The 20,636-nt window shown below is 48.7% G+C and carries 18 protein-coding genes; 13 read left to right on the top strand and 5 right to left on the bottom strand.

Annotated elements, in window-relative coordinates; all coding sequences use genetic code 11:
• Positions 1-18: 18 nt before the first annotated feature.
• Entirely contained in the window at positions 19-1,674 is a 1,656-nt protein-coding gene (locus tag LK436_RS00560) for an amidohydrolase (protein ID WP_008397154.1), read from the bottom strand.
• A gap of 163 nt (positions 1,675-1,837) precedes the next feature.
• Between LK436_RS00560 and LK436_RS00555 the strand changes: the two genes are divergently transcribed.
• Positions 1,838-3,217, top strand: coding sequence for a transposase (locus LK436_RS00555; RefSeq protein ID WP_008394736.1), 1,380 nt, complete (start codon positions 1,838-1,840; stop codon positions 3,215-3,217).
• Between the two features lie 247 nt (positions 3,218-3,464).
• Here LK436_RS00555 and LK436_RS00550 read toward each other — a convergent pair whose 3' ends face one another.
• Complete coding sequence (locus LK436_RS00550) at positions 3,465-4,868, bottom strand: sigma-54 interaction domain-containing protein (protein ID WP_008398561.1); 1,404 nt, start codon at positions 4,866-4,868, stop codon at positions 3,465-3,467.
• A 272-nt stretch (positions 4,869-5,140) separates the two neighbouring features.
• Here LK436_RS00550 and LK436_RS00545 point away from each other — a divergent pair, with 272 nt between their 5' ends.
• Both LK436_RS00545 and nhaC read left to right on the top strand, forming a co-directional pair.
• A complete protein-coding gene (locus LK436_RS00545; protein WP_044931622.1) occupies positions 5,141-6,760 on the top strand; it encodes an amidohydrolase in 1,620 nt (539 codons plus the stop codon).
• A gap of 22 nt (positions 6,761-6,782) precedes the next feature.
• Positions 6,783-8,249, top strand: a complete 1,467-nt coding sequence (nhaC, locus tag LK436_RS00540; protein ID WP_044931625.1) for a Na+/H+ antiporter NhaC — start codon at positions 6,783-6,785, stop codon at positions 8,247-8,249.
• A gap of 85 nt (positions 8,250-8,334) precedes the next feature.
• Here the strand turns inward: nhaC and LK436_RS00535 are convergent, their stop codons facing one another.
• Positions 8,335-10,878 carry an FAD-dependent oxidoreductase gene (locus LK436_RS00535; protein WP_008398567.1) on the bottom strand — a complete coding sequence of 848 codons (2,544 nt, stop codon included), beginning with the start codon at positions 10,876-10,878 and terminating at the stop codon, positions 8,335-8,337.
• 109 nt (positions 10,879-10,987) lie between these two features.
• Here LK436_RS00535 and LK436_RS00530 point away from each other — a divergent pair, with 109 nt between their 5' ends.
• From LK436_RS00530 to LK436_RS00485, 10 genes are all read left to right on the top strand, one after another.
• Positions 10,988-11,149, top strand: a complete 162-nt coding sequence (locus tag LK436_RS00530; RefSeq protein WP_008398568.1) for a hypothetical protein — start codon at positions 10,988-10,990, stop codon at positions 11,147-11,149.
• A 374-nt stretch (positions 11,150-11,523) separates the two neighbouring features.
• Positions 11,524-11,862 (top strand): nucleotide pyrophosphohydrolase, encoded by a 339-nt coding sequence (locus tag LK436_RS00525; RefSeq protein WP_044931671.1) that lies wholly within the window; start codon positions 11,524-11,526, stop codon positions 11,860-11,862.
• Between the two features lies 1 nt (position 11,863).
• Entirely contained in the window at positions 11,864-12,349 is a 486-nt protein-coding gene (locus LK436_RS00520) for a hypothetical protein (RefSeq protein WP_182433250.1), read from the top strand.
• Between the two features lie 52 nt (positions 12,350-12,401).
• Positions 12,402-12,803 (top strand): hypothetical protein, encoded by a 402-nt coding sequence (locus LK436_RS00515; protein ID WP_227910141.1) that lies wholly within the window; start codon positions 12,402-12,404, stop codon positions 12,801-12,803.
• Position 12,804: 1 nt separating this feature from the next.
• On the top strand, positions 12,805-13,395 hold the full coding sequence (locus LK436_RS00510) for a class I SAM-dependent methyltransferase (RefSeq protein ID WP_008398572.1): 591 nt from the start codon (positions 12,805-12,807) through the stop codon (positions 13,393-13,395).
• Positions 13,396-13,742: 347 nt separating this feature from the next.
• On the top strand, positions 13,743-14,192 hold the full coding sequence (locus tag LK436_RS00505) for an Hsp20/alpha crystallin family protein (RefSeq protein WP_008398573.1): 450 nt from the start codon (positions 13,743-13,745) through the stop codon (positions 14,190-14,192).
• 542 nt (positions 14,193-14,734) lie between these two features.
• Entirely contained in the window at positions 14,735-16,960 is a 2,226-nt protein-coding gene (locus tag LK436_RS18480) for a GNAT family N-acetyltransferase (RefSeq protein WP_008398575.1), read from the top strand.
• A gap of 55 nt (positions 16,961-17,015) precedes the next feature.
• Positions 17,016-17,765 (top strand): NAD-dependent protein deacylase, encoded by a 750-nt coding sequence (locus LK436_RS00495; protein ID WP_008398576.1) that lies wholly within the window; start codon positions 17,016-17,018, stop codon positions 17,763-17,765.
• A gap of 75 nt (positions 17,766-17,840) precedes the next feature.
• Complete coding sequence (locus LK436_RS00490) at positions 17,841-18,845, top strand: aldo/keto reductase (RefSeq protein WP_008398578.1); 1,005 nt, start codon at positions 17,841-17,843, stop codon at positions 18,843-18,845.
• 73 nt (positions 18,846-18,918) lie between these two features.
• A complete protein-coding gene (locus LK436_RS00485; protein WP_008398579.1) occupies positions 18,919-19,128 on the top strand; it encodes a DUF951 domain-containing protein in 210 nt (69 codons plus the stop codon).
• A 69-nt stretch (positions 19,129-19,197) separates the two neighbouring features.
• On the opposite strand, the gene LK436_RS00480 is transcribed toward LK436_RS00485, so the two are convergent.
• Complete coding sequence (locus LK436_RS00480; RefSeq protein ID WP_044931628.1) at positions 19,198-20,241, bottom strand: IS30 family transposase; 1,044 nt, start codon at positions 20,239-20,241, stop codon at positions 19,198-19,200.
• Between the two features lie 64 nt (positions 20,242-20,305).
• Positions 20,306-20,566, bottom strand: coding sequence for a helix-turn-helix domain-containing protein (locus LK436_RS00475; RefSeq protein ID WP_004220730.1), 261 nt, complete (start codon positions 20,564-20,566; stop codon positions 20,306-20,308).
• Positions 20,567-20,636: the final 70 nt, after the last annotated feature.

The raw sequence follows: 20,636 nt of genomic DNA, 5'->3' as shown, positions 1-20,636 counted from the left end.
TTCTTGTTTCACAGAAGCTTAAACTGGAGACGGCAGTGTTTTCTCGTTTCTGAGGTATACAATCTTTCCCCCCAGGATGGTGGCATCTACCTGTACCTCAGGAAGCTCCTCCGGATCGACGGCGCAGGGATCGCGGTCTAAAATAACAAGATCTGCCAGCTTGCCTTCCGTCACAGAGCCTTTGATATGCTCCTCAAAGGCAGCATATGCGCTATTGATCGTGTAGAACCGGAGGGCTTCCATGACCGTTACTTTTTCATGGGGATTCCAGGGGGCCAGCTCAGGGTGTTCCAGAGATTTTCTCGTGACGATGGCGTAAATTCCGCAGAATACATTGGGCGTTTCCACGGGAACATCAGAGCTGGCGTTTAAGTTCACTCCCAGATCCGTCAGGGTACGCCATGCGTGGCAGTATTTAGCCCGGCTGCCCAGGCGGGACTCCATAATGGGGATATCCGTGGAGGTGGATGCAGGCTGAATATTGATGTTAAGGCCCAGCTTCGCAATTTTTTTATAAAGCTCCAGATTGCCCACCTGTCCGTGAACAAGGCGGTGGCGATGGTTTTTGCGGGGGAAGTCCCTCAGCACCCGCTCGTAGGCATTTAACACCTGTTCCAGGGCTCCGTCGCCGATAGTATGGATGCAGACCTGCATGCCTGCGCAGTGGGCTTTTCTGATATTGTCATACAGCTCCTGATCTGTATAATAATAGATTCCTGTTTCTCCCGGGGCGTCAGAATAGGGTTCCTTCATACCGGCTGTGCGGGCTCCCATCGTTCCGTCTGCCCACTGCTTCACGGGGCCGATACGGTAAAAATCATGACCCATTCCGGTGCGGAGGGAACAGTGATTCAGAAATTCATCGATATCCTTTCCGGTGGGAAGAGAGATTTTCTGATAAATGCGCAGAGGAAGCTTTTTTTCTGAGGCCAGCTCCTGATAGGCATGGTAGATATCCATAAAGTCGCCGGGATATCCCAGATCGTAGGTGTCCTCTGTATGTACGGTAGTTATGCCATAGCGCAGCATCTCCTCTCCGCCGCGGATAATCGCCTGTTTTAATTCCCTCCTGGCCGATTCCGGGTCTCTTTGTTTCTTAAACCATTCCAGAGCTGCCTCCCGGATCACGCCGTTTGGTTCTCCGTCCGCCCCTTTGTCAAACTGCCCTCCCGGAAGATACGTTTCCCTTGTGACATTTCCATCCCTCAAAGCCATGGTATTGGCAATTCCCACGTGTCCGCAGGTACGGATAATCAGAATCGGATGTTTGTCAGAAACTCTGTCCAGATCCTCTTTTGTCGGAAAGATGCCTCCCGGAAAGAGGTTCTGATTCCAGCCGCGGCCGAATACCCACTCTCCCTCCGGAATCTTCCTGTCTCTGATAAAATGTCTGATTCGCCCGCACATTTCTTCACAGGAAAGGCAGTTTTCCAGATTTGCATATCGCAGAGAATTGCCGTAGCCCACCAGGTGAGTATGAGAGTCGTTGAAGCCTGGAACGACAGTGCGCCCGCCCAGATCGATGACCTGGGTAAGCTTTCCTTCCCAGCTTTTTATTTCCTGGTTGGAGCCTACTTTTGCGATCCTGTCTCCTGTGATGGCTGCAGCTTCTGCGATGCGGCCGTCCATGGTATAGATCCGGGCATTTTTTAGAATCATTGTTGTCTGCGGCATATGGTTTCCTCCTGAAATAATTTAGTGACTAAAACTTCCCACACCATATTGGTGCGTTGATCCTTGAAAATTCAATATTTCAGCCAATAAAAAAAGCATAAATCTGTTCCGTTTGGTATAATGGAATTGACTAGAAACCATCTTTACAAAGGAGATTTATGCCATGTCCAGTATACCACAAAACTATTTCGTTGAGAACGACTTAATTGACTGTGTTCAGAGATTTTTTTCCAAACATCATGTTGGCAGGCTCCTTGCCAGATGTAATGGAATGAAGGAAAAAGGTGTTTCATCTGTTTCCCTGCTTCGTTATAAACTCAGCAACATTTTTGTCGGAAGAAGTATGTATATGCAGCAGCGGACTGGCTCTTTTAAGGAGGCGTTTTCCAAGAACACTTTCTACCGTTTCCTTAATTCTTCAAAAACAAACTGGCTTCGTTTTACTTCTCTTCTTGCAGCTGATATTGTCAATCATGACATTCGTGATCTGACAGATCCGGAAAGAAAAAATGTCTTTATCATTGATGACAGCCTTTTCAACCGTACCAGCTGTAAGAAAACGGAACTGGGATCAAAAGTTTTTGACCACACGGATATGCATTTCAAAAAGGGCTTCAGGATGCTTACTTTAAGCTGGAGTGATGGAAACACACTGATCCCTGTAAACAGCTGCCTGTTAGCGTCTGCAAAGAATACAAATATCATCGGCCCGGTAAAGGACTTTGACAACAGAACCCTTGCAGGAAAAAGACGTGCGCTAGCCCAAACAAAAGCACCAGAGGCAATGATGACTTTACTGAATACAGCCCTCAGTGCAGGGCTGAAAGCGGATTATGTCCTGTTTGATTCCTGGTTTTCCAATCCAGCACAGGTCACAGCCATCCATGCAAAAGGCATGGATGTGATTGCCATGATTAAGAAAAGTAGCCGGATCAAATATTCGTACGGTGGTGAACAGCTGAATATCAAAGAAATCTATTCCCGGAACAAAAAGCGCCGTGGCAGATCAAAGTATCTGCTTTCTGTTGATGTTATGGTAGGAAAGGCGAATCCAATTCCGGCGAAAATCGTATGCGTAAGGAACAAGGCAAACCGCAAGGACTGGCTTGCTTTTATCTGTACAGCTACAACACTTTCCGAGGAAGAGATTATCCGTATTTATGGAAAGCGCTGGCAGATCGAGGTCTTTTTCAAAACCTGCAAATCCATGCTGAATCTGGTTGGAGAATGCCACAGTTTATCTTATGATGCACTGACAGCCCATGTGGCGATCGTGTTTACCCGATATATGTTACTTGCAATGGAGCAGCGCCAAAATGAAGATCAGAGAACGCTTGGTGAACTGTTCTTCTTCCTTGTTGATGAAATGGCAGACATTACTTTCAACAGGTCACTTTGCATCCTGATGGAAGCCTTGATGGCAAGTCTTCAGGGAATCTTTAAACTAAGCGATGAGCAACTGAATGCTTTTACCGCTGATTTTGAAGCAAGATTGCCGGAATATCTGAGAAAAGCACTCCATTTGGAAGCTGCAGCGGCATAAATCGCTATTTTGTTAGCTGAAATATTGAATTTTCAAGGAACGAATCCCATTTTAGGTATGGGAAGTTTTAGTTAGTGAAATAAAATAGATGCTTTTTTAAATCAGCACATTTTATGCCATGAGAACCAGGCTTATTTCAGGGAGAAACACCCCTCTTTCTGCGAAAGCAGGATATATGGCGCAAAATTTTTTGCATTAAAAGAAAAATTTTCTTCACAAGACAATGCCTGAAAAAAATATTTGCGCTTTAATTGAGACCGTATTTTTCAATTTTGTAGGACAAGGTCTGGCGGGATATACGGAGCACTCTGGCTGCCTCTGTAATATTGTTCGTTTTTGCAAGAATGCGGCTGATGGCCTCTCTCTCATAGCAGGCCGTATTTTCTGTCAGAGACAGAGATTTATCGTAGGGGAATCTGTCCCTTCTCTTCTCATCTGCCTCTGCCCTCTCCTGGTTTACGGCAAGGTCGTTTTCATTTTCCTGAGAGCAGCCCTGATATGCGGAATCCTCCTGGAGAATATCGGGCAGATCACTCATATTAATCATGGAGCTCTGACAGAGATTGAAAGCATATTCAAGTGTATTTTTCAGTTCCCGCACATTCCCCTTCCAGTCATAATTCTGAAATGTCATTTTTACCAGAGCGCTCACTCCGCGGATGGATTTGTCCATTTTTCTGTTAAAGTGATTGATAAAATAATCAGTCAGTATCATGACGTCTGGTTTACGGTCTCTTAAAGGGGGAATATCGATCCGGACGACACAGATCCGGTAGAAGAGATCTGTTCTCATGAGGCCGGAACGGAGCACTTCAGCCGGATGTTTATTCATGGCACAGATGATCCTGGCATTAAAGCTGGTGCTTTTAGCGCTTCCGATTCTCCTCACCTGCTGCTCTTCGATGGCCTTCAGCAGCTTGGCCTGCATGGAAATATCCATAGAGTTGATCTCGTCCAGAAATAAAGTACCGCCGTCGGCCAGTTCGAAAAGCCCTTTTCTGTTTTCGGCTCCTGTAAAGCTGCCTTTTTCCACGCCAAAAAAGATAGCTTCCAGGAGCGATTCGGGGATAGCGGCACAGTTTTGTGAAATAAAGGGCTTTTTTGCCCTGTGGGAGCAGGTGTGCAGGGACTGCGCAAACAGCTCTTTTCCAGTTCCCGTCTCTCCGTAGAGCAGTACAGGAGAATCATTGTTCGCAATGAGAGCGCACCGTTCTTTCAGGGCAATCATAATGGGATCCTGCGAGATGATGTCATCCAGAGTATACAGATCTCCCTGCTGCCGTCTGGGAAGCCCTTTTCCCGCCCGGTATTTTTCATAGAAAATAGTGGAAGTCATGGCCCCGATCACTTCATTTCCGGCTAACAGAGGAACTGTGGATGAGACAATGTCCAACAGCTCCCCGCGGCATGTGTGTATGACCTGCCGCTCGTCAAACCGGGGCTTTCCGCTTTCGATTACACGCATAATGGAGCTGGTCTGGTTATCCAGCTCCGGATACACATCCGTCACATGCATGCCGATGACCTCATCCGAGAGGATTCCGTCGTGAAACCATTTCATAAATTCCACATATCCATATTTGTCACAGACGAGCACGCCATCCGTATCCTCATACAGCTGTCTGGCCTGAACCAGAGCATTTGTAATCATGTGAGTTTCTCCTTTCTCATTTTCCGTATATTTTGCTTTAGTGTAGCATAAAAAAAATAATGTCGCAAATATTTTTGCTTTTTTACAGAGGTGTGCAAAAATATTGGCGTAAATTTTCTGTATTTCAAACCATTTTTTCTTAAAAACGGTTAAATATTTTGAATTTTATGGCTATTTCTGTAAAAAAACGGCTCTTTTGCGCATGGCATGGGAGTTGCTTAAATAATATGCATAAAACGCAATATCCTATAATATCAAAAGGGGGATACGAAATGAAACTTTATCAAAACGGCGTTATTCTCACGATGAATGCTGCCGGGGAGCGGGCAGGCTCAATGGCGGTGGAGGGGGAACACATTGTCCGTGTGGGAGATGAGGAGGAACTGGCGGAGGAGTTTCCTCACGCGAAGAAGGTGGATCTAAGGGGAAGAACAGTTATGCCGGGCTTTATCGAAGGCCATGTCCACCTGCTTAACTATGCCTACAGTCTTACAAAAATTGACTGTGCCCCTCTGAAATCCATCGAAGAAATGATTGAGGCGGGAAGGAAATACATAAGGGAGCGCCAGGTTCCTGCCGGAAAATGGGTTCAGGGACGGGGCTGGAACCAGATCTTTTTTGCTGAAAAGCGAAATCCGACTACTGCTGATCTGGATGCGATCAGTACGGAGCATCCGATTGTATTCACCAGGGTCTGCGAGCACATGGTAGTGGCCAACTCCATGGCTCTTTCCATGGCAGGAATCACAAAAGAAACAGAGAATCCAGAGGGCGGAGAAATTGAGCATGATGAAAATGGAAATCTGACAGGACTTTTGAAGGAGACTGCCCGTTACCTGATTTACCGGATGATTCCCGACAAATCGGTAGAGGAAATCAAGGAAATGCTGGTAAATGCCATTTCCATCGCTTCCTCCCTGGGGCTTACCACCATGCATACCGATGACTTTGAGACATTCTCAGATAAAGACTGGAGAAAGGTTATGAGGGCATATCGGGAGCTGGAGCAGGAGGACAGGCTGAACATGAGAATCAGAGAGCAGTGTCTCCTTCCCCAGATAGACCGGCTGAAAGAATTTATTAAAGAGGAGATTCTGGAGCGCCATGACACTTCCATGGTACAGGCAGGCCCACTGAAGCTTCTGACAGATGGTTCTCTGGGCGGGCGAAGCGCATTTCTGCGGGCACCGTACTCGGATGCCCCGGACACCTGCGGAATTGCCGTATTTACGAAGGATGAGCTGAACGAGCTGGTGACAACGGCCCATGAGGCAAAAATGGGAGTAGTATGCCATGCCATTGGCGACGGCGCCATGGAGATGTGCATGGATGCCTTTCTGAAAGCCCAGGAAAAAAGGCCGGATCCCGATGCCAGATTCGGAATTATCCACCTGCAGATCACCCAGCCGGATATTTTGAAGCGGTTTAAAGAACAGAATGTGATTGCATATATGGAACCGGTGTGCTTAAACAGTGATCTTCACATTGCGGAAAGCCGTGTGGGAGCAGAACGTCTTCCGTCTACGTATAATTACAGAACTCTGTGCGATATGAATGTGATGTATACCATGAGCTCTGACTGTCCGGTAGATTCCTTAAATCCATTTGACAGCTTATTTGTAGGAGTCAACCGATGTGATTACAGCGGCTATCCAGAAGGAGGATGGATGCCGGAGCAGAAGCTCACAGTGGAGCAGATGCTCCGCGGCTTCACCATAAACGGAGCTTACGCTTCTTTTGAGGAGAACCTGAAGGGCTCGCTGGAAGAAGGAAAGCTGGCAGATTTCGTCATTCTCTCCCAGGATCCCACCAGGTGCGATCCCATGAAGCTTCGTGACATTGCTGTAGAGGAAACGGTTCTGGGAGGACGTACAGTCTACCGGAAAAAGTAAGCATATTTTAAGGAGGATGTTTATGAGTAAGAAAAACCCTGAGCCCAATGGAAACAGCAGCAATATCAATGAATCCGATGCAGAGTTCAGACCGTCCTTTGGCGCAGCGATTATCTGCGTCCTTTCACTGATTATATTCATGGCGGTATCTATTTTCTTCTTTGATCAGAAGATGCATGTGGCCATGATGGCTTCCCTGGGCGTTACCCTTCTTGTCTTAAAGATCGAGAAATGTCCGTGGAGCAAGATTGAGAGCGCGATTATGCGGGGCGGAGAACTGATGATTCCAACGGCTATGATCCTATACAGTATCGGTGCTCTGATGGGAGCCTGGATTGCCAGCGGGACAGTTCCCATGATTATCTACTGGGGACTTAAAATTATCTCTCCATCTGTGTTTCTGGCCACTGCATGTATCGCATGTATGCTGACTTCTCTGGCCACCGGGTCTTCCTGGTCTGCCATCGGAACTGCCGGCGTTGCCCTGATGGGCGTCGGCATGGGACTTGGCGTAAACCCGGCCATGACCGCCGGTGCTATCGTTTCCGGCTCTGCCTTCGGCGATAAGATGTCTCCTCTTTCTGATACGACGAATCTGGCTCCGGCAGTTGCGGAGGGGGATGTATTTGACCACATTAAAGCCATGTTTTTCACTACAACGCCAAGTATCCTGATTGCGCTGGCTGTTTTCCTGGTTCTGGGATTTAAGTTTTCGGGAAATGCAGAAAGTGAGACAATTGCAGGTATCCTGAGCGCCCTGAATGAAAACTTTAATTTAAATATTCTGACACTGATTCCTCCGGTTTTAGTTATCGCTCTGGCAGTTTTAAAGAAGCCGGCGTTTCCGATTCTTCTGATTTCAGGCGGTACGGCAGCTCTCATTGCGATGATAGTTCAGGGCTATTCTTTAGGGGAGTTATTCAGTATCATGGAAGAAGGATTCGTGTCCAATACGGGAAATCCTGACATTGACAGCCTTCTGTCGCGAGGCGGACTTCTGAATATGAATTACACCTGCTCCCTTGGCATCATTGCCATGGTTTACGGAGGGATTCTGGAACACCTTGGATTCCTTGAAGTATGCCTGGAGAGGATGAAATTCGTCAGCAAGTCAGTTGGCACCTTTGTATGTTCTACTGTTGTCAGCTGCATCATTTTCAATATTATTACAGCCAGCCAGTATATGTCGATTATCCTTGGCGGACGCCTCTTCATCGGTGAGTTTAAAAAGAAGGATATGCTTCCTCAGACCTTATCCCGCTGCCTTGAAGACGGAGGAACTGTAACCTCTCTGATTGTCCCGTGGAATGTGGATGGAGCCTTTGCAGGGGCGACCCTGGGCGTACCGGTTCTCTCCTTCCTTCCGTTTGCTGTGTTTAACTGGGTCGTTCCGATTGTGTCGATCACCTTCGGTTTCCTGGGCAAGTTCCAGTGGAAGACAGGGGAAATAAAATCTACAAAGACCTACCGGGATTCGCTGGAAGTGTAGCGGCAGACAGGGATTATACGGAAAAGACTGAAAAAGCAGAGAACCGGCGCGCTCTGGCGCTGGCTCTCTGCTTTTGATTTCACTCTTATTTCATCACTTCCTCAAACGAGGCATGTCTTTCCAGCTCTTCTGCCATTCTCGCCATGCGGGAGAGATCTCCGATGAGAATGATGCCGCACAGGCGGTTGTTCAGGAAATAGTATTTTCTGTACTGTTCCTTGCCCATATCCTTGAATTCCACCGTCTTGTAGAGCAGGTTCGGGTTCTTGCCGTTGTCGCCTGCCGCATAGAGGGAGGTATTCATACCGTTGAAGGTCAGAGCAGAGGACACCTCGCGGTATTCCAGACTGTCGCCTGCCGCATTGGCTCCGGCGATACGGCCCTGTTCTGAGGCCTCCGGCCAGATGGCAAAGTTTGCCCCCTTGTACTCTGCGCAGTCGCCGCAGGCGTAGATGTTTTTGAGGCCTGTCTCCATATGGCTGTTTACCACAACGGCTCTCTCCACCTGAAGCCCCATCTCCTTTGCCAGCGCCGTGTTTGCCCGGACTCCGGCAGAAATGATAACCAGCTGTGCCGGGAAGGATTCGCCGGACTGGAGAGTAACGCCGGATACGGCGCCGCTTTCGTCTGCGTCAATGCTCTCGATAGTGACTCCGGTGTGGATGGAGATGCCGTTTTTCTCCACGATTTCCTTCAGAATCGTTCCTGCGGTGGCATCCAGCTGGCGTCCCATGAGCATGGGGGCAGCCTCCAGAACTGTCACCCTGAGGCCTGCCTTTTTCAGCTCCCAGGCAGCCTCCAGGCCCAGAACACCGCCTCCGATGACAACTGCATTCCTGGTGTGTCCAAGGAGACCGGACAGCTTTTCCACATCAGCCATGCGCCGGATGGCGACTACCTGTTCCCTGTCGCTGCCCTTGATCGGCGGGATGAAGCATTCGCTGCCCAGGGCGTAGATCAGGCGGGTAAAATGAATATTGCTGCCGTCATCCAGTGTTACCTGGGAATTTTCCATATCGACAGATACGACGCGTTTTCCGAGCATCTGATAGACCTGGTTCTCCTCGTACCAGCTTTCCGGCTCCACGGCAATCTGATCCGCGCTCAGATCGGCCAGCATGGTCTTCGTCAGCATCGGCCGGTTGTAGGTGCGGTACGGCTCTTCAGAGATCAGGATGACCGTTCCCGTCTTATCCCTCTCCCTGATGGCCTTTGCCGCATTGAAGCCGGCGGTGCCGTTTCCGAGGATGACATAGTATTCCTTTGTATTATTGGAAAAGGAATTTTCCTCCGCTTCAACAGGCACGAAGTTTTCTTTTCCTACACCGCAGACCGGGCAGATCTCCAGGGAAGAGTCGAAAATCTCTCCGCAGACAAGGCATTTTACAAGGCTTCTGGCACCGGTCTTTTTCGGCTTGACAGCCTCGATGTTGAGCACGCGGCAGCCAAACTGATAGCCGTACTCGTAGGCCCCCACCAGATCGGCATGGCTTGGCTTAAAGCGCACACGGTAGCCCTCGTCCACCTTCATGCGAAGCTGTCTGAGTCTTTCCAGAATGTGAGGCACTCCCTCGCCGCTCCAGCCATAGCTGCCGAAGGCTCCGGCATACTTGCCGCCGTGGGTTCCTGCAAACATGGAGAGAGTCAGCTCCCAGATGGGGGCCAGTGCCTCACCCACAATAGTAGGCGTACCCAGGAGGATTCCGTCTGCAAACAGAAGCTCCGCCTCCACGGCAGCCTTGTCCGCTTCCACCATATCGTAGGAGCGCACCTCAATGTCGCCGCTGTCTTTAATGCCCTCGGCGATCTTTTCAGCCAGTTCCTTGGTGTAGCCGTAGGCGCTCACATAGGGGATGATGACGGTTTTTTTCGTGTTGGGGTTGGTCACTGTGGACCACTCCTCATATTTGGCCATAATATTTTTGATGGATTCCTTTGTGTCGAGCACAGGACCGTGACCGGTACAGATCATGGAAATATCCATATTTTTTATCCGGTTTAAAGCCTTCAGCATGAAAGGCTTAAACGGCCCGATAATACAGTCGTAGTAATACCTGGCTGCCTTCATATAATCCTCATGATTTGGAACAGTGCTTGCCAGGACGCCGCTGTGGGCATAGTGGGAGCCGAAGGAATCGCAGGTTACCAGGATCTGTTCCTCCTCGATAAAGGTGTACATGGTATCCGGCCAGTGAAGGTTGGGAACAATGAGGAACTGAAGCGTTTTATTCCCGATTTCCATTCTCTGGTGATCTTTCACAGGGATGCTTACAAAGTCGCGGTTTACAATCTCCTTCAGGAAACCGATGGCGCAGCCTGTAGCCAAAATTTTCATCTTGGGGCTTAAATCCAGGAGCTTTTCCACGCTTCCCGCGTGATCCGGCTCTGTGTGGCTGACAACCAGATAGTCAATGTTTCCCACATCAATGATTTCCTTCAGCTTTTCCAGGTACTCGTCAAAAAACTTTGCCTTGGCAGTCTCAAACAGAATAGTCTTGTCTCCGGCCTTTAAGACGTAGGAATTGTAGGTGGTGCCGAATTCTGTGTACATGATGATGTCAAACACCCGAAGGTTTTCATCAATCACGCCCGTCCAGTAGAAGCCTTCTCTCAGTTTTACCATGTGCATAGGGTTCCTCCTTTATCATTGAAAAATCAAAGGTTGTGAAAATTATAAAAAATGTAACTGTAGTAATAATATGAATAAAAATAAAAATAATTACTGATATTATTATAACATGAAAAAACAGAAAAAGAAAGGGAAGTTTCCATTAATTTCAGGAATAATTCTAATTTGGAGGCAGAGGAAGAATAAGAACGATAAGGGGTACAGCAGATATGCTGTGCAGGACAGGGAAAATTATGCAGGGAATGAAAAAAATTCATTGCTGCAGAGGTAAATTCCGCCCCCTGTTTACAATAACAGAGGATTCGATGGTTTTCTGCAGTTAAAATTGTGATAGAATATATAATAAATCTAATGGATCTCAGTACAGTGCTGCCGAATACAACATTCCTCAGACATCGAAGCGCGCTGATTTTTGAATATCCGGTTAGGGTAAAAAGAGGTCAATGTCGTTTTGAGTGAGCTGAAACGGCAAAAGGAACTGGAAGCGGTTTGGGATCGGGCAGAGAAAGAAGCAGATGAAATTATAAAAATATTTACCGGACATTGATGACACGGGCATGAAAGGCTGCTGTGTATATTGTACAGAGCAGCGTCTGTCTGTTTTTCTGAAAAATGTCCGAGTATGCAAAAAAGCGAGGACGAAAGATGACAAGGGAAACGATTGAACAGGTATTAAAATTCAGAGACGAGCGCAGCTGGAAGCAATTTCATAATCCGAAGGATCTGGCAGTCTCCATCAGTCTGGAGGCAGCAGAGCTGCTGGAAGTGTTTCAGTGGAGCGCAGAAGATGTATGGTGTGAGGATAAAAAAGAAAAAATCAGGGAAGAACTTGCGGATGTACTGAGCTACTGTATTTTAATGGCAGATACTTGCGGGCTGGATATGGATGAAATAATTCAGGAAAAAGTCAGGAAGAACGCAGAGAAGTATCCGGTAGAAAAAGCCTACGGACATAAAGAAAAGTATACGGAGCTGGGAGAATAATATGCAGCTGCCATATTCTGATGTTCTGGATATAGCCCATTTTTCCAGATTGTTTGACAATAAAAGTGAGTCCTATAAGTTATTCTGGTTTCAGGCCATTGCGCGGAAAATAAAAGAGGGGCGCAGCGTAATCACCTTCGAAGCACTGATTGATGAAATGATTGCAGATGCATGGTATATGGTTTCGGAGTATCACTTAAATCTGGGACCCAACGATACCCTGGAACGAGTGGTTCACCGCCTGAGCGAGATCAGTCATATGAAATCCAGTGAGAAAAAGGAAGCGATTGCAGGCGCCTTTTATGGAGTCCATGAAGGGAAAAGAGTGGAACAGATCCGGGAAAAATCTTGCAGCAAGAATCAATCAGGAACAAAGGCTGATATATTATTTTCTACAATTTCTCGGTCTGGACACCCAAATTCAAATCCAGAAAGAGTGGGCGGATTATATCGAACAGAATTACGAAATCATACAGGGGTGGATTGAATTAAACCTGATTCAATACCTTCAGAGAAGAAATCCCAGTGTCCCGGGAGTTGTGGACAAGCTGTTTCCGCCGAGAGAGCGGAAGCTGGAAAAGGTAAAAAAGTATTGGAAGATGATTGTAGCCATAAAACCGATTTGCGAAATCTATGGAGAAAAACCGCTGAATGAAAAAAATATATCGATTGATCATTTTGTGCCCTGGTCATATGTGGCCCACGATGAGCTGTGGAAAAGCGAATATTTATCCTATGAAATGATGTGGAAATATCCCAAAATACATGAAGCGTTTGAAAAATGTGCCAGGGAGCATCTGAATAATCAGGAGATCAGACATAAGCTTTATCAGCAAGGTCTGTCGGAAAGGGAGTTCTCAGGGCGCCTGGAGGAGGTTATTCTTCCTGTCTATCAGTCGGCAAAAAGTATGGGATTTCCTAATTGGAGCCTGAAGGGGTGAGATGATGTGTGAGTATTATGAGCTCCATGCAAAACTATACGCAGAAGAAACATTTTCTGCTGATATGTCGGAACAGTACAGGAGATTTCTTCCTCTGCTGAGAGAGCGGGCAAGGATTCTTGATGTGGGAAGCGGCAGCGGGCGTGATGCGTGTTATTTTCAAAAGAAGGGATATCAGGTAACTGCACTGGAACCCTCAAAAAATCTTTGCAGAGAAATCCGAAAAGTGTTCTCAGGAAAAATCGTGTGTTCTGATATTCAGAGCTATCAGCCGAATCAACGGTTTGATGGAATCTGGGCCTGTGCGTCATTCCTTCACCTGCAGGAAAAGGAAGTTTTCAGCTTTTTTGAAAAGATTGATTTATATTTAAATGACAGTGGGATTATATATCTTTCCGGGAAGAATGGAATTTCTGCAGGAGAAGCGGCGGATGGACGTTATTTTTTTGAATTTACTGAACAGCTGGCGGAAAAGATATTGACAGTCAATGACCGAATGAAGCTGGAACAGCTGTGGTATACGGAAGATATAAACGGGAGAAAGGGTTTCCGGTGGATGAATATGATATTTAGGCTTTCATCCAAAATATGATAAGAGACAAAGATGGGGCTGCATGGCAGGAGTAAATGCCGCCCCTGTTATGCAGGACTTATAACAGGGGCAAATGGGATGGGAGGTATTTATGCTGTCCAAAACCTGCAATAACTTTTTCAATTAAGAGTTCACAGATTTTTCACAAAAGAATTAGCACTCACCTCTTGACAGTGCTAACAATAAGTGTTATATTACAGCTAGAACAAAGGAGGAGCAAGTCCCAGAGAAACGGATGAACATTCTCCGGAGTTCTGAAACAGAAGATAGATAATAAAAGAAGATTACGATATTACAGTCTGGCTATAGACTGACTGCGACATCTGAAGAGACAGGAGGAATGTTTTATGTTAATGCCCAGTATTTTTGGAGAGAACTTATTTGACGACTGGATGGATTTCCCATTTGACAAAAATTTCTTTAACGGACGGGATCCTCTGTATGGAAAGAATGCAAAGAACATCATGAAGACCGATATCCGTGAAACAGATAACGGCTTTGAGCTGGACATCGATCTTCCGGGCTTCAAAAAGGACGACGTCAGTGCAGAGCTGAAAAACGGATACCTGACCATCAGCGCGGCCAAAGGGCTTGACAAGGATGAGAAGGATAAAGAGGGAAGATACATCCGAAGAGAGCGCTATACAGGAAACTGCACAAGGAGCTTTTACATCGGAGAACAGGTAAGACAGGAGGATATCAAGGCAAAATTCGAGGACGGCATTTTAAAGATTGCCTTCCCAAAGCAGGATCAGAAAAAGATGGAAGAAAACAGATACATTGCCATTGAGGGCTAAATATTCAAAAGGCCGGGCAGCATTTCAACAGGCTGCCCGGCCTTTTTTCTTCATAAATAAGGAAGGATATGGTATAATAGCGAGGAAAACGCATGCCATGCTTGCATGAGCATGCATTTGACGAGCAGCCCATCGAGACGTTAGTCGAGATGGTATAATAACCGCGGAGCGGTTATTATACCTGCGCATACCGGTTTCAGCATGTACTGCTGAAATCCGGGCGCTAAATTCCGCCGGAGGCTGCTGTATCCGAAGGATATGGTATAATGACCGCAGAGCGGTCATTATACCTGCGCCGAACCGCCAGCGGCTTCTGCATTTAAAATCTTTCAGTGAATGAAAACAGGCGGAGCCGGAGAAAGTAAAAAGAAAACCGGAAAAAGTGTAGGCATCCGGGCGGAGACCGCAGAAGCAGAAGTTCAGAACGGATATGACTGCATTCAGGCGGGGACTGTGAAGGCAGGTGCCGCAAATACAGATACAGTATTAAAGGAACACAGGATATAACAAAAAAACAACTGAATCAGGAAGGGAAACCATACATGAGCTTGGAATTTAAACCGATTACTGCAAAGGATATTGACAGACTGACGCCGTTCTACATGATGCGGCGCAACAGAACATGTGACAGCGTATTTCTGGAGAGCTTTCTCTGGAGGGAGTATTACAATGTAAGATATGCAATCTGGGAGGAGAGGGCTCTTTTATGGCTGATGGAATACAAGGGCCGTGTATTTTCTGCCATGCCCCTATGCAGGGAGGAGGATCTGGAAGAGGCCTTCGGTGAGCTGGAGAGATATTTCAATGAGGAGCTTCACTATCCTTTAGTCATTAACCTGGCTGACGAGGAGGCTGTCAGGTGCCTGAACCTGCCGCCGGAGCGGTATCTGGTAAAGGAAGAGGAGGGGGCCTATGATTATCTGTATTCTGCCGAATCTCTAAAGACCCTTGCAGGCAAAAAGCTCCACAAGAAAAAAAACCACCTGAACAGTTTTATAAAGAAGTATGAGGGACGCTATGAATACAGAACTCTTACCTGTGAGGAAATTCAGGATGTGTGGAAATTTCTGGACAGATGGAGAGAGGGAAAGGGGGAGGATGTGGAGGAGCACCTGGACTTTGAGGTGAGGGGAATCCACGAAATTCTCCGCAACTGCTGTTCTCTGAATATCAGGATGGGCGGAATCTATGTAGACGGTGAGCTGGAGGCCTTCTCCATTGGAAGCTACAATCCCACGGAACGGATGGCGGTGATCCATATCGAAAAGGCAAACTCCGACATGAGAGGGCTGTATCAGCTGATTAACCAGCAGTTTCTGATTCGGGAGTTTCCGGAGGCTGAGATTGTAAACCGGGAGGACGATCTGGGCATTGAGGGGCTGCGCAAGGCGAAGATGTCATACTGCCCGATTGATTTTGCGAGAAAATACCTGGTGGAGCAGGTATCCTTCGGAGAGTCCTCAGAAAAAGGAGAGGGCTTTGGCTGGGCAGAGCATATTGGAGCTCTGGCAGGGGACGAGGAGGAACGCCTGCAGGCAGCCGGACTGGGGGAAAACACCCTGACAGACGGAAAAATGGAGGAGAAGCGACGGAAGACAGGGGAGAAAACAGAGCAGCCGCAGAATTCCCATACGGAGGAGATCTGCTATGCAGATGAGACAGAGAAACAGGAGTGCCGCGGTCTCTGGCATGAGGCTTTCCCGGATGATTCCGTTCCATTTGCCGACTACTATTTTAAGGAGAAGGTGAGAGACAACAGAATCCTCATAAAGAGGGAGGAGGGAAAGCTGGCCTCTATGCTCCATCTGAATCCCTATACCTTTGTGTGCAGAGAGGGCAGGTGGAGAATTGACTATATTGTCGGCGTGGCGACGGCAAAGGACAGAAGACACAGAGGCCATATGGCTTCTCTGCTTCGCCGGATGATGGAGGATATGAATCAGGAGGGAGTTCCCTTTACCTTCCTGATGCCGGCATCCGAAGCGATCTATCGTCCTTTCCAGTTTGCCTTCATCTACCGCCAGCCCAAATTCAGACTGACCAGGGAGGCAAAGGAGCGCCTTTTCTTCAGCCCCCTGGCTGCAGACGGTGAGAGCGGGGAGACAAAGCTGGCAGCCTCCTATATGGAAGAATGGCTGGGCGCCCGATATGAGGCCTACTGTTCCCGGGATGAGGCCTATGTGAAGCGTCTTGTAAAAGAGCTTGCCAGCGAGGACGGCACCCTGGAGCTTATGTACGATGGGGAAAGACTCTGCGGACTTTTTTCAGAATGGGGTCTGGGGGAGAGAGAACAGCGCCTGCTCTATACGGAGGCTTCCTTTGCCGGGGAGGACAGGGCCGGGGAAAAGCCTGCCATCATGGCACGGATTACCAATGTGGAAGCCTTTTTCCAGATGCTCTCAGGAAAGGATGAGGCAGAGTACAGAAGGGAGCGGTCGGACAGGCAGAGAGAGGCCGATTCAAGGACAGAGCCGAGACGGCCGGACGGCGTACTGGGCGTGAGGGATCCCTTCCTTGCCGCCTGCGACGGGTATTACAACATCTTTATTGAAGAGGGACGTGCCAGAGCAGAGAAGAGGGCCAGCGGGAAAGGTTCCGAGAGGGAGGAGGAAATTCTGAATCTCTCCATTGACAGTCTGGCTCAGTGGCTGTTCGGGTACAGAGGCCTTGACGAAATTCTGGAATCAGAGGGTAGAGGAGGCCAGACGCCGGAGTGGGCAGGAAGAATCCGCCCCATTGACGGCGTCCTGATTGACGAGGTCGTTTAGACTTCTGGCCGGGGACTGGGAAAGGCTCTGATTTTTAGGCAGGAGGTATTTGAAAATGGAAGAAAGAGAGAAAAGAGAGCAGTTTAAGCGGTGGATTCAGGAAAGTGAAAATGTGGTGTTTTTTGGAGGGGCAGGTGTGTCCACGGAGAGCGGGATCCCCGATTTCAGGAGTGTGGACGGACTCTACAGCCAGGAGTACGCGTATCCGCCGGAAACGATTCTAAGCCACAGCTTTTACATAAGAAAGCCGGAGGAATTTTTCCGTTTTTACAGAAATAAGATGCTGTTTCCCGATGCAAAGCCCAACCGGGCGCACCTGGCCCTGGCAAAGCTGGAGCGGGAGGGCAAGGTAAAAGCCGTCATTACCCAGAATATTGACGGGCTTCACCAGGCGGCGGGAAGCAGGGAAGTGCTGGAGCTTCACGGCTCTGTCCACCGCAATTACTGTGAGCGCTGCAAAACGTTCTATTCCATGGAGCAGGTGATGGCCATGGAGGGAGTGCCGAGATGCAGCTGCGGCGGAACCATAAAGCCTGATGTAGTGCTCTACGAGGAGGGGCTGGACAGCCAGGTGCTCTCCCGCTCCATCCAGCATATCAGAAATGCAGATATGCTGATTGTCGGGGGAACCTCCCTGGTGGTCTATCCGGCAGCTGGGCTCATTGACTATTACCGGGGGAACAGACTGGTGCTTATCAATAAGTCCGCTACCGCCCGCGACAGCCAGGCAGATCTGGTGATCTGCGGCAGCATCGGGGAGGTGCTTGGAGAGGCTGCAGGGATTCCTGAGATAAAGAGAGTGTGAAGAAACAGGCCGGGCAGACGGTGCGGAGAAAGACAATAAAGACAATAAATCAGGGGAGCGGAGGCTTGGCGGACAATGGAACACAGTTATAAGCCTGACGGCGGCAGATATGGCAGAATGAAATACAGAAGATGCGGGAGGAGCGGGCTGCTGCTTCCGGAATTATCCTTCGGTCTATGGCAGAACTTCGGTACGGAAAAGACAAAGGAGGAGAGAAGAGAGCTGATTCTTACAGCCTTTGATCTGGGAATCACACACTTTGATCTGGCTAATAATTACGGTTTTCCCGCTGCGGGGGCTGCTGAGGAGAACTTTGGAGAGATTCTGAGGGAGGATTTGAAGGGATTCAGGGATGAGCTGATTATTTCTACAAAGGCAGGATATGAGATGTGGCCGGGGCCCTACGGCAACTGGGGATCCAGAAAATATCTGATGGCCAGCATTGATCAGAGCCTTTGCCGCATGGGGCTTGAGTATGTGGATATTTTTTATCACCACAGGCCGGACCCGGAGACGCCCCTGGAGGAGACCATGGAGGCCCTGAGCGATATCGTCCGCCAGGGCAAGGCCCTCTATGTGGGAATTTCCAATTACAGGGAGGAGGAGGCCAGGAAGGCGGCGGCCATTCTCCGGGAGCTTCACACGCCGTGTCTGGTGGACCAGATCCGTTACAATCTGCTGGAACGGTGGCCGGAGGACGGCCTGCTGGAAGCCTTGGAGGAGAATGGGGCCGGCTGCATCTGTTTCAGCCCTCTGGCCCAGGGAGCGCTGACCGGAAAATACCTGACCAAAATCCCGGAGGATTCCCGGGCGGCTAAAAAGGGCACAACGGTTGCAGAGAGATATATTAAGGAAGAAAACCGGGAAAAGATACAAAGGCTTCAGCGGTTCGCCGGGGAGAGAGGGCAGTCTCTGGCCCAGCTTGCCCTTATGTGGGTGCTCAGGAGAAGGGAAGTTACCTCTGTCCTCATCGGGGCAAGCCGCCCGGAGCAGATTGCGGAGAATGTAAAAATCCTTTTCCAGAAACCTCTGGATAGCGGTGAACAGGAAGAAATTGACAGGATTCTGGCATCCTGCTGAGCGGGAGGCAAGGAAAGCAGAGGACAGAAGAGAAAACAGCGGCGGGAGAGCCGAATCAGGAAAATATGGATTTATGGAGAGAAACATGGTATACGAGGTTGGAGATATTGTAAAACTGAAAAAGCCCCATCCCTGCGGAAGCCAGGAGTGGGAGATTCTCAGAGTGGGAGCTGATTTCAGACTCAGATGCATGGGCTGCGGCCACCAGGTCATGATGGCCAGACCCCTTGTTCAGAAAAACACGAGAGGGCTCAAAAACAAAGACGGGGAAAAGAAAGCATAAGCTGCAGAAAAAGGCGGGAAAAACTGGGAAAAGTCAAGAGTAAATGCGAAAAAAATTAAATAAATTTTATCAGGCCCCCAAAAGGGCGTCCATTTGCTCTTGAAATACTGCACTGGCTGGCAAAAATCCGAGGATCTTCCGCGGGTAGTTGTTCAGCCAGTTTGTTATTGTCTGGATCACTTCGGCGCCGATCTCGTCGAAGTTCGTCCCCTTTGGCAGCCAGCGGCGGATCATCTTGTTGAGGTTCTCGTTACTTCCGCGCTCGTATGAGCTGTACGGGTGGCAGTAGTAGCACTTCGTCCGGGATCCCTCCGCCAGTATGCTGCGCTCTATGCCGGGGCAGTCCGCAAACTCGCTGCCGTTGTCTACGGTGATTGTTTGGAACACGCGAGGGAAAAGCTCACCCCATTCTTTTTCCAGATCGTCGAGGGCCTGCACCACGCTGGCCGCGCTTTTGTCCGGGAGTTTGGCCGTGATCTCATTCCGGGTGAGTCTCTCGGTCAGGACGAGGATCGCAGCCTTTCCCGGTCTGGCACTCACTACGGTGTCCATTTCCCAGTGCCCGAAGGTGGAGCGCTCGCCGATTATATCCGGGCGCTTTTCTATGCTTTCGCCCTTCGGTGCGCGTTTCTGAGTCTGTACCTTGTGGTAGCTGCGCTTCTTGTCACCCTTGACCGGGAGGTCTTTGTTTGTGAGTCTGAGGAAGATCCCCTTCTCGATATAACTGTAAATGGTGTTTTTGCTCTTGATCTCTATGTTGAACCGGAGCCCTTGCGCCTTGATTTCTCCCAGCACGGCCTCCGGGCTGTACTTTTCGTCTGCGATCTTGGTTTCTATATATTCAGCGAGGCGGCGATCGTTTCCGATTTTCAGGTCGGCGCCTTTGGCCGCAAGGTTGGCCCGGTATTTCATTTCGCTGAGGTCTGAACTGTATCGGGTTTCCTCTGTCCAGTCACTATTCCGGTGCGTGTACTGTCCACGCTGCAGCTCGCGGTATATTGTGCTAATATGCACGCCGACAACTTCCGCGATTTCTTTCGGAGTCTTGCCGTCATTGTTCAGGGTTTCGATCCGGATCCTGTCGGATTTGCTCAGGTGTTTGAATCTTCTCATGGGTTTACCTCCAATATACAAAAAATGAGGGGCAGCCGAAGCCGCCCCCTTGAATGTGTGGTGCTTATTTCTCATACTCTGCTAAAAGCTCGGACGTTTCCGCGTCTGTCACTATATCTGAGAGTTTACAACTCAGTGCTTTACAGATCCGCAGCAGCGTGGAGAGCTGCGCCTTGCTTATATCCCGGTCGCCCTGTTCATATTTCTGATACATTCGGACGTTTACCCCGGCGGCTTCCGCGAGCTGCGACTGGGAGAGGCCAGCGGCCTGTCTGAGCTTTTGCAGTTTTTCGTTTTTATAATTTACCTTTACCGTGATTTCCATGTGTCGGCCTCCTTCTTGACTTTGTTGTAGCCGGTGGATATAATAAAGGCGGTGGGTGGGAATTTCCCAC

Origin of the sequence: Clostridium sp. M62/1 (assembly GCF_020736365.1) — a bacterium.
GTDB classification, from domain to species: domain Bacteria; phylum Bacillota; class Clostridia; order Lachnospirales; family Lachnospiraceae; genus Otoolea; species Otoolea saccharolyticum_A.
Note: the sequence above shows the minus strand (reverse complement) of the source record. Positions and strands in the feature narration are given on the sequence as shown.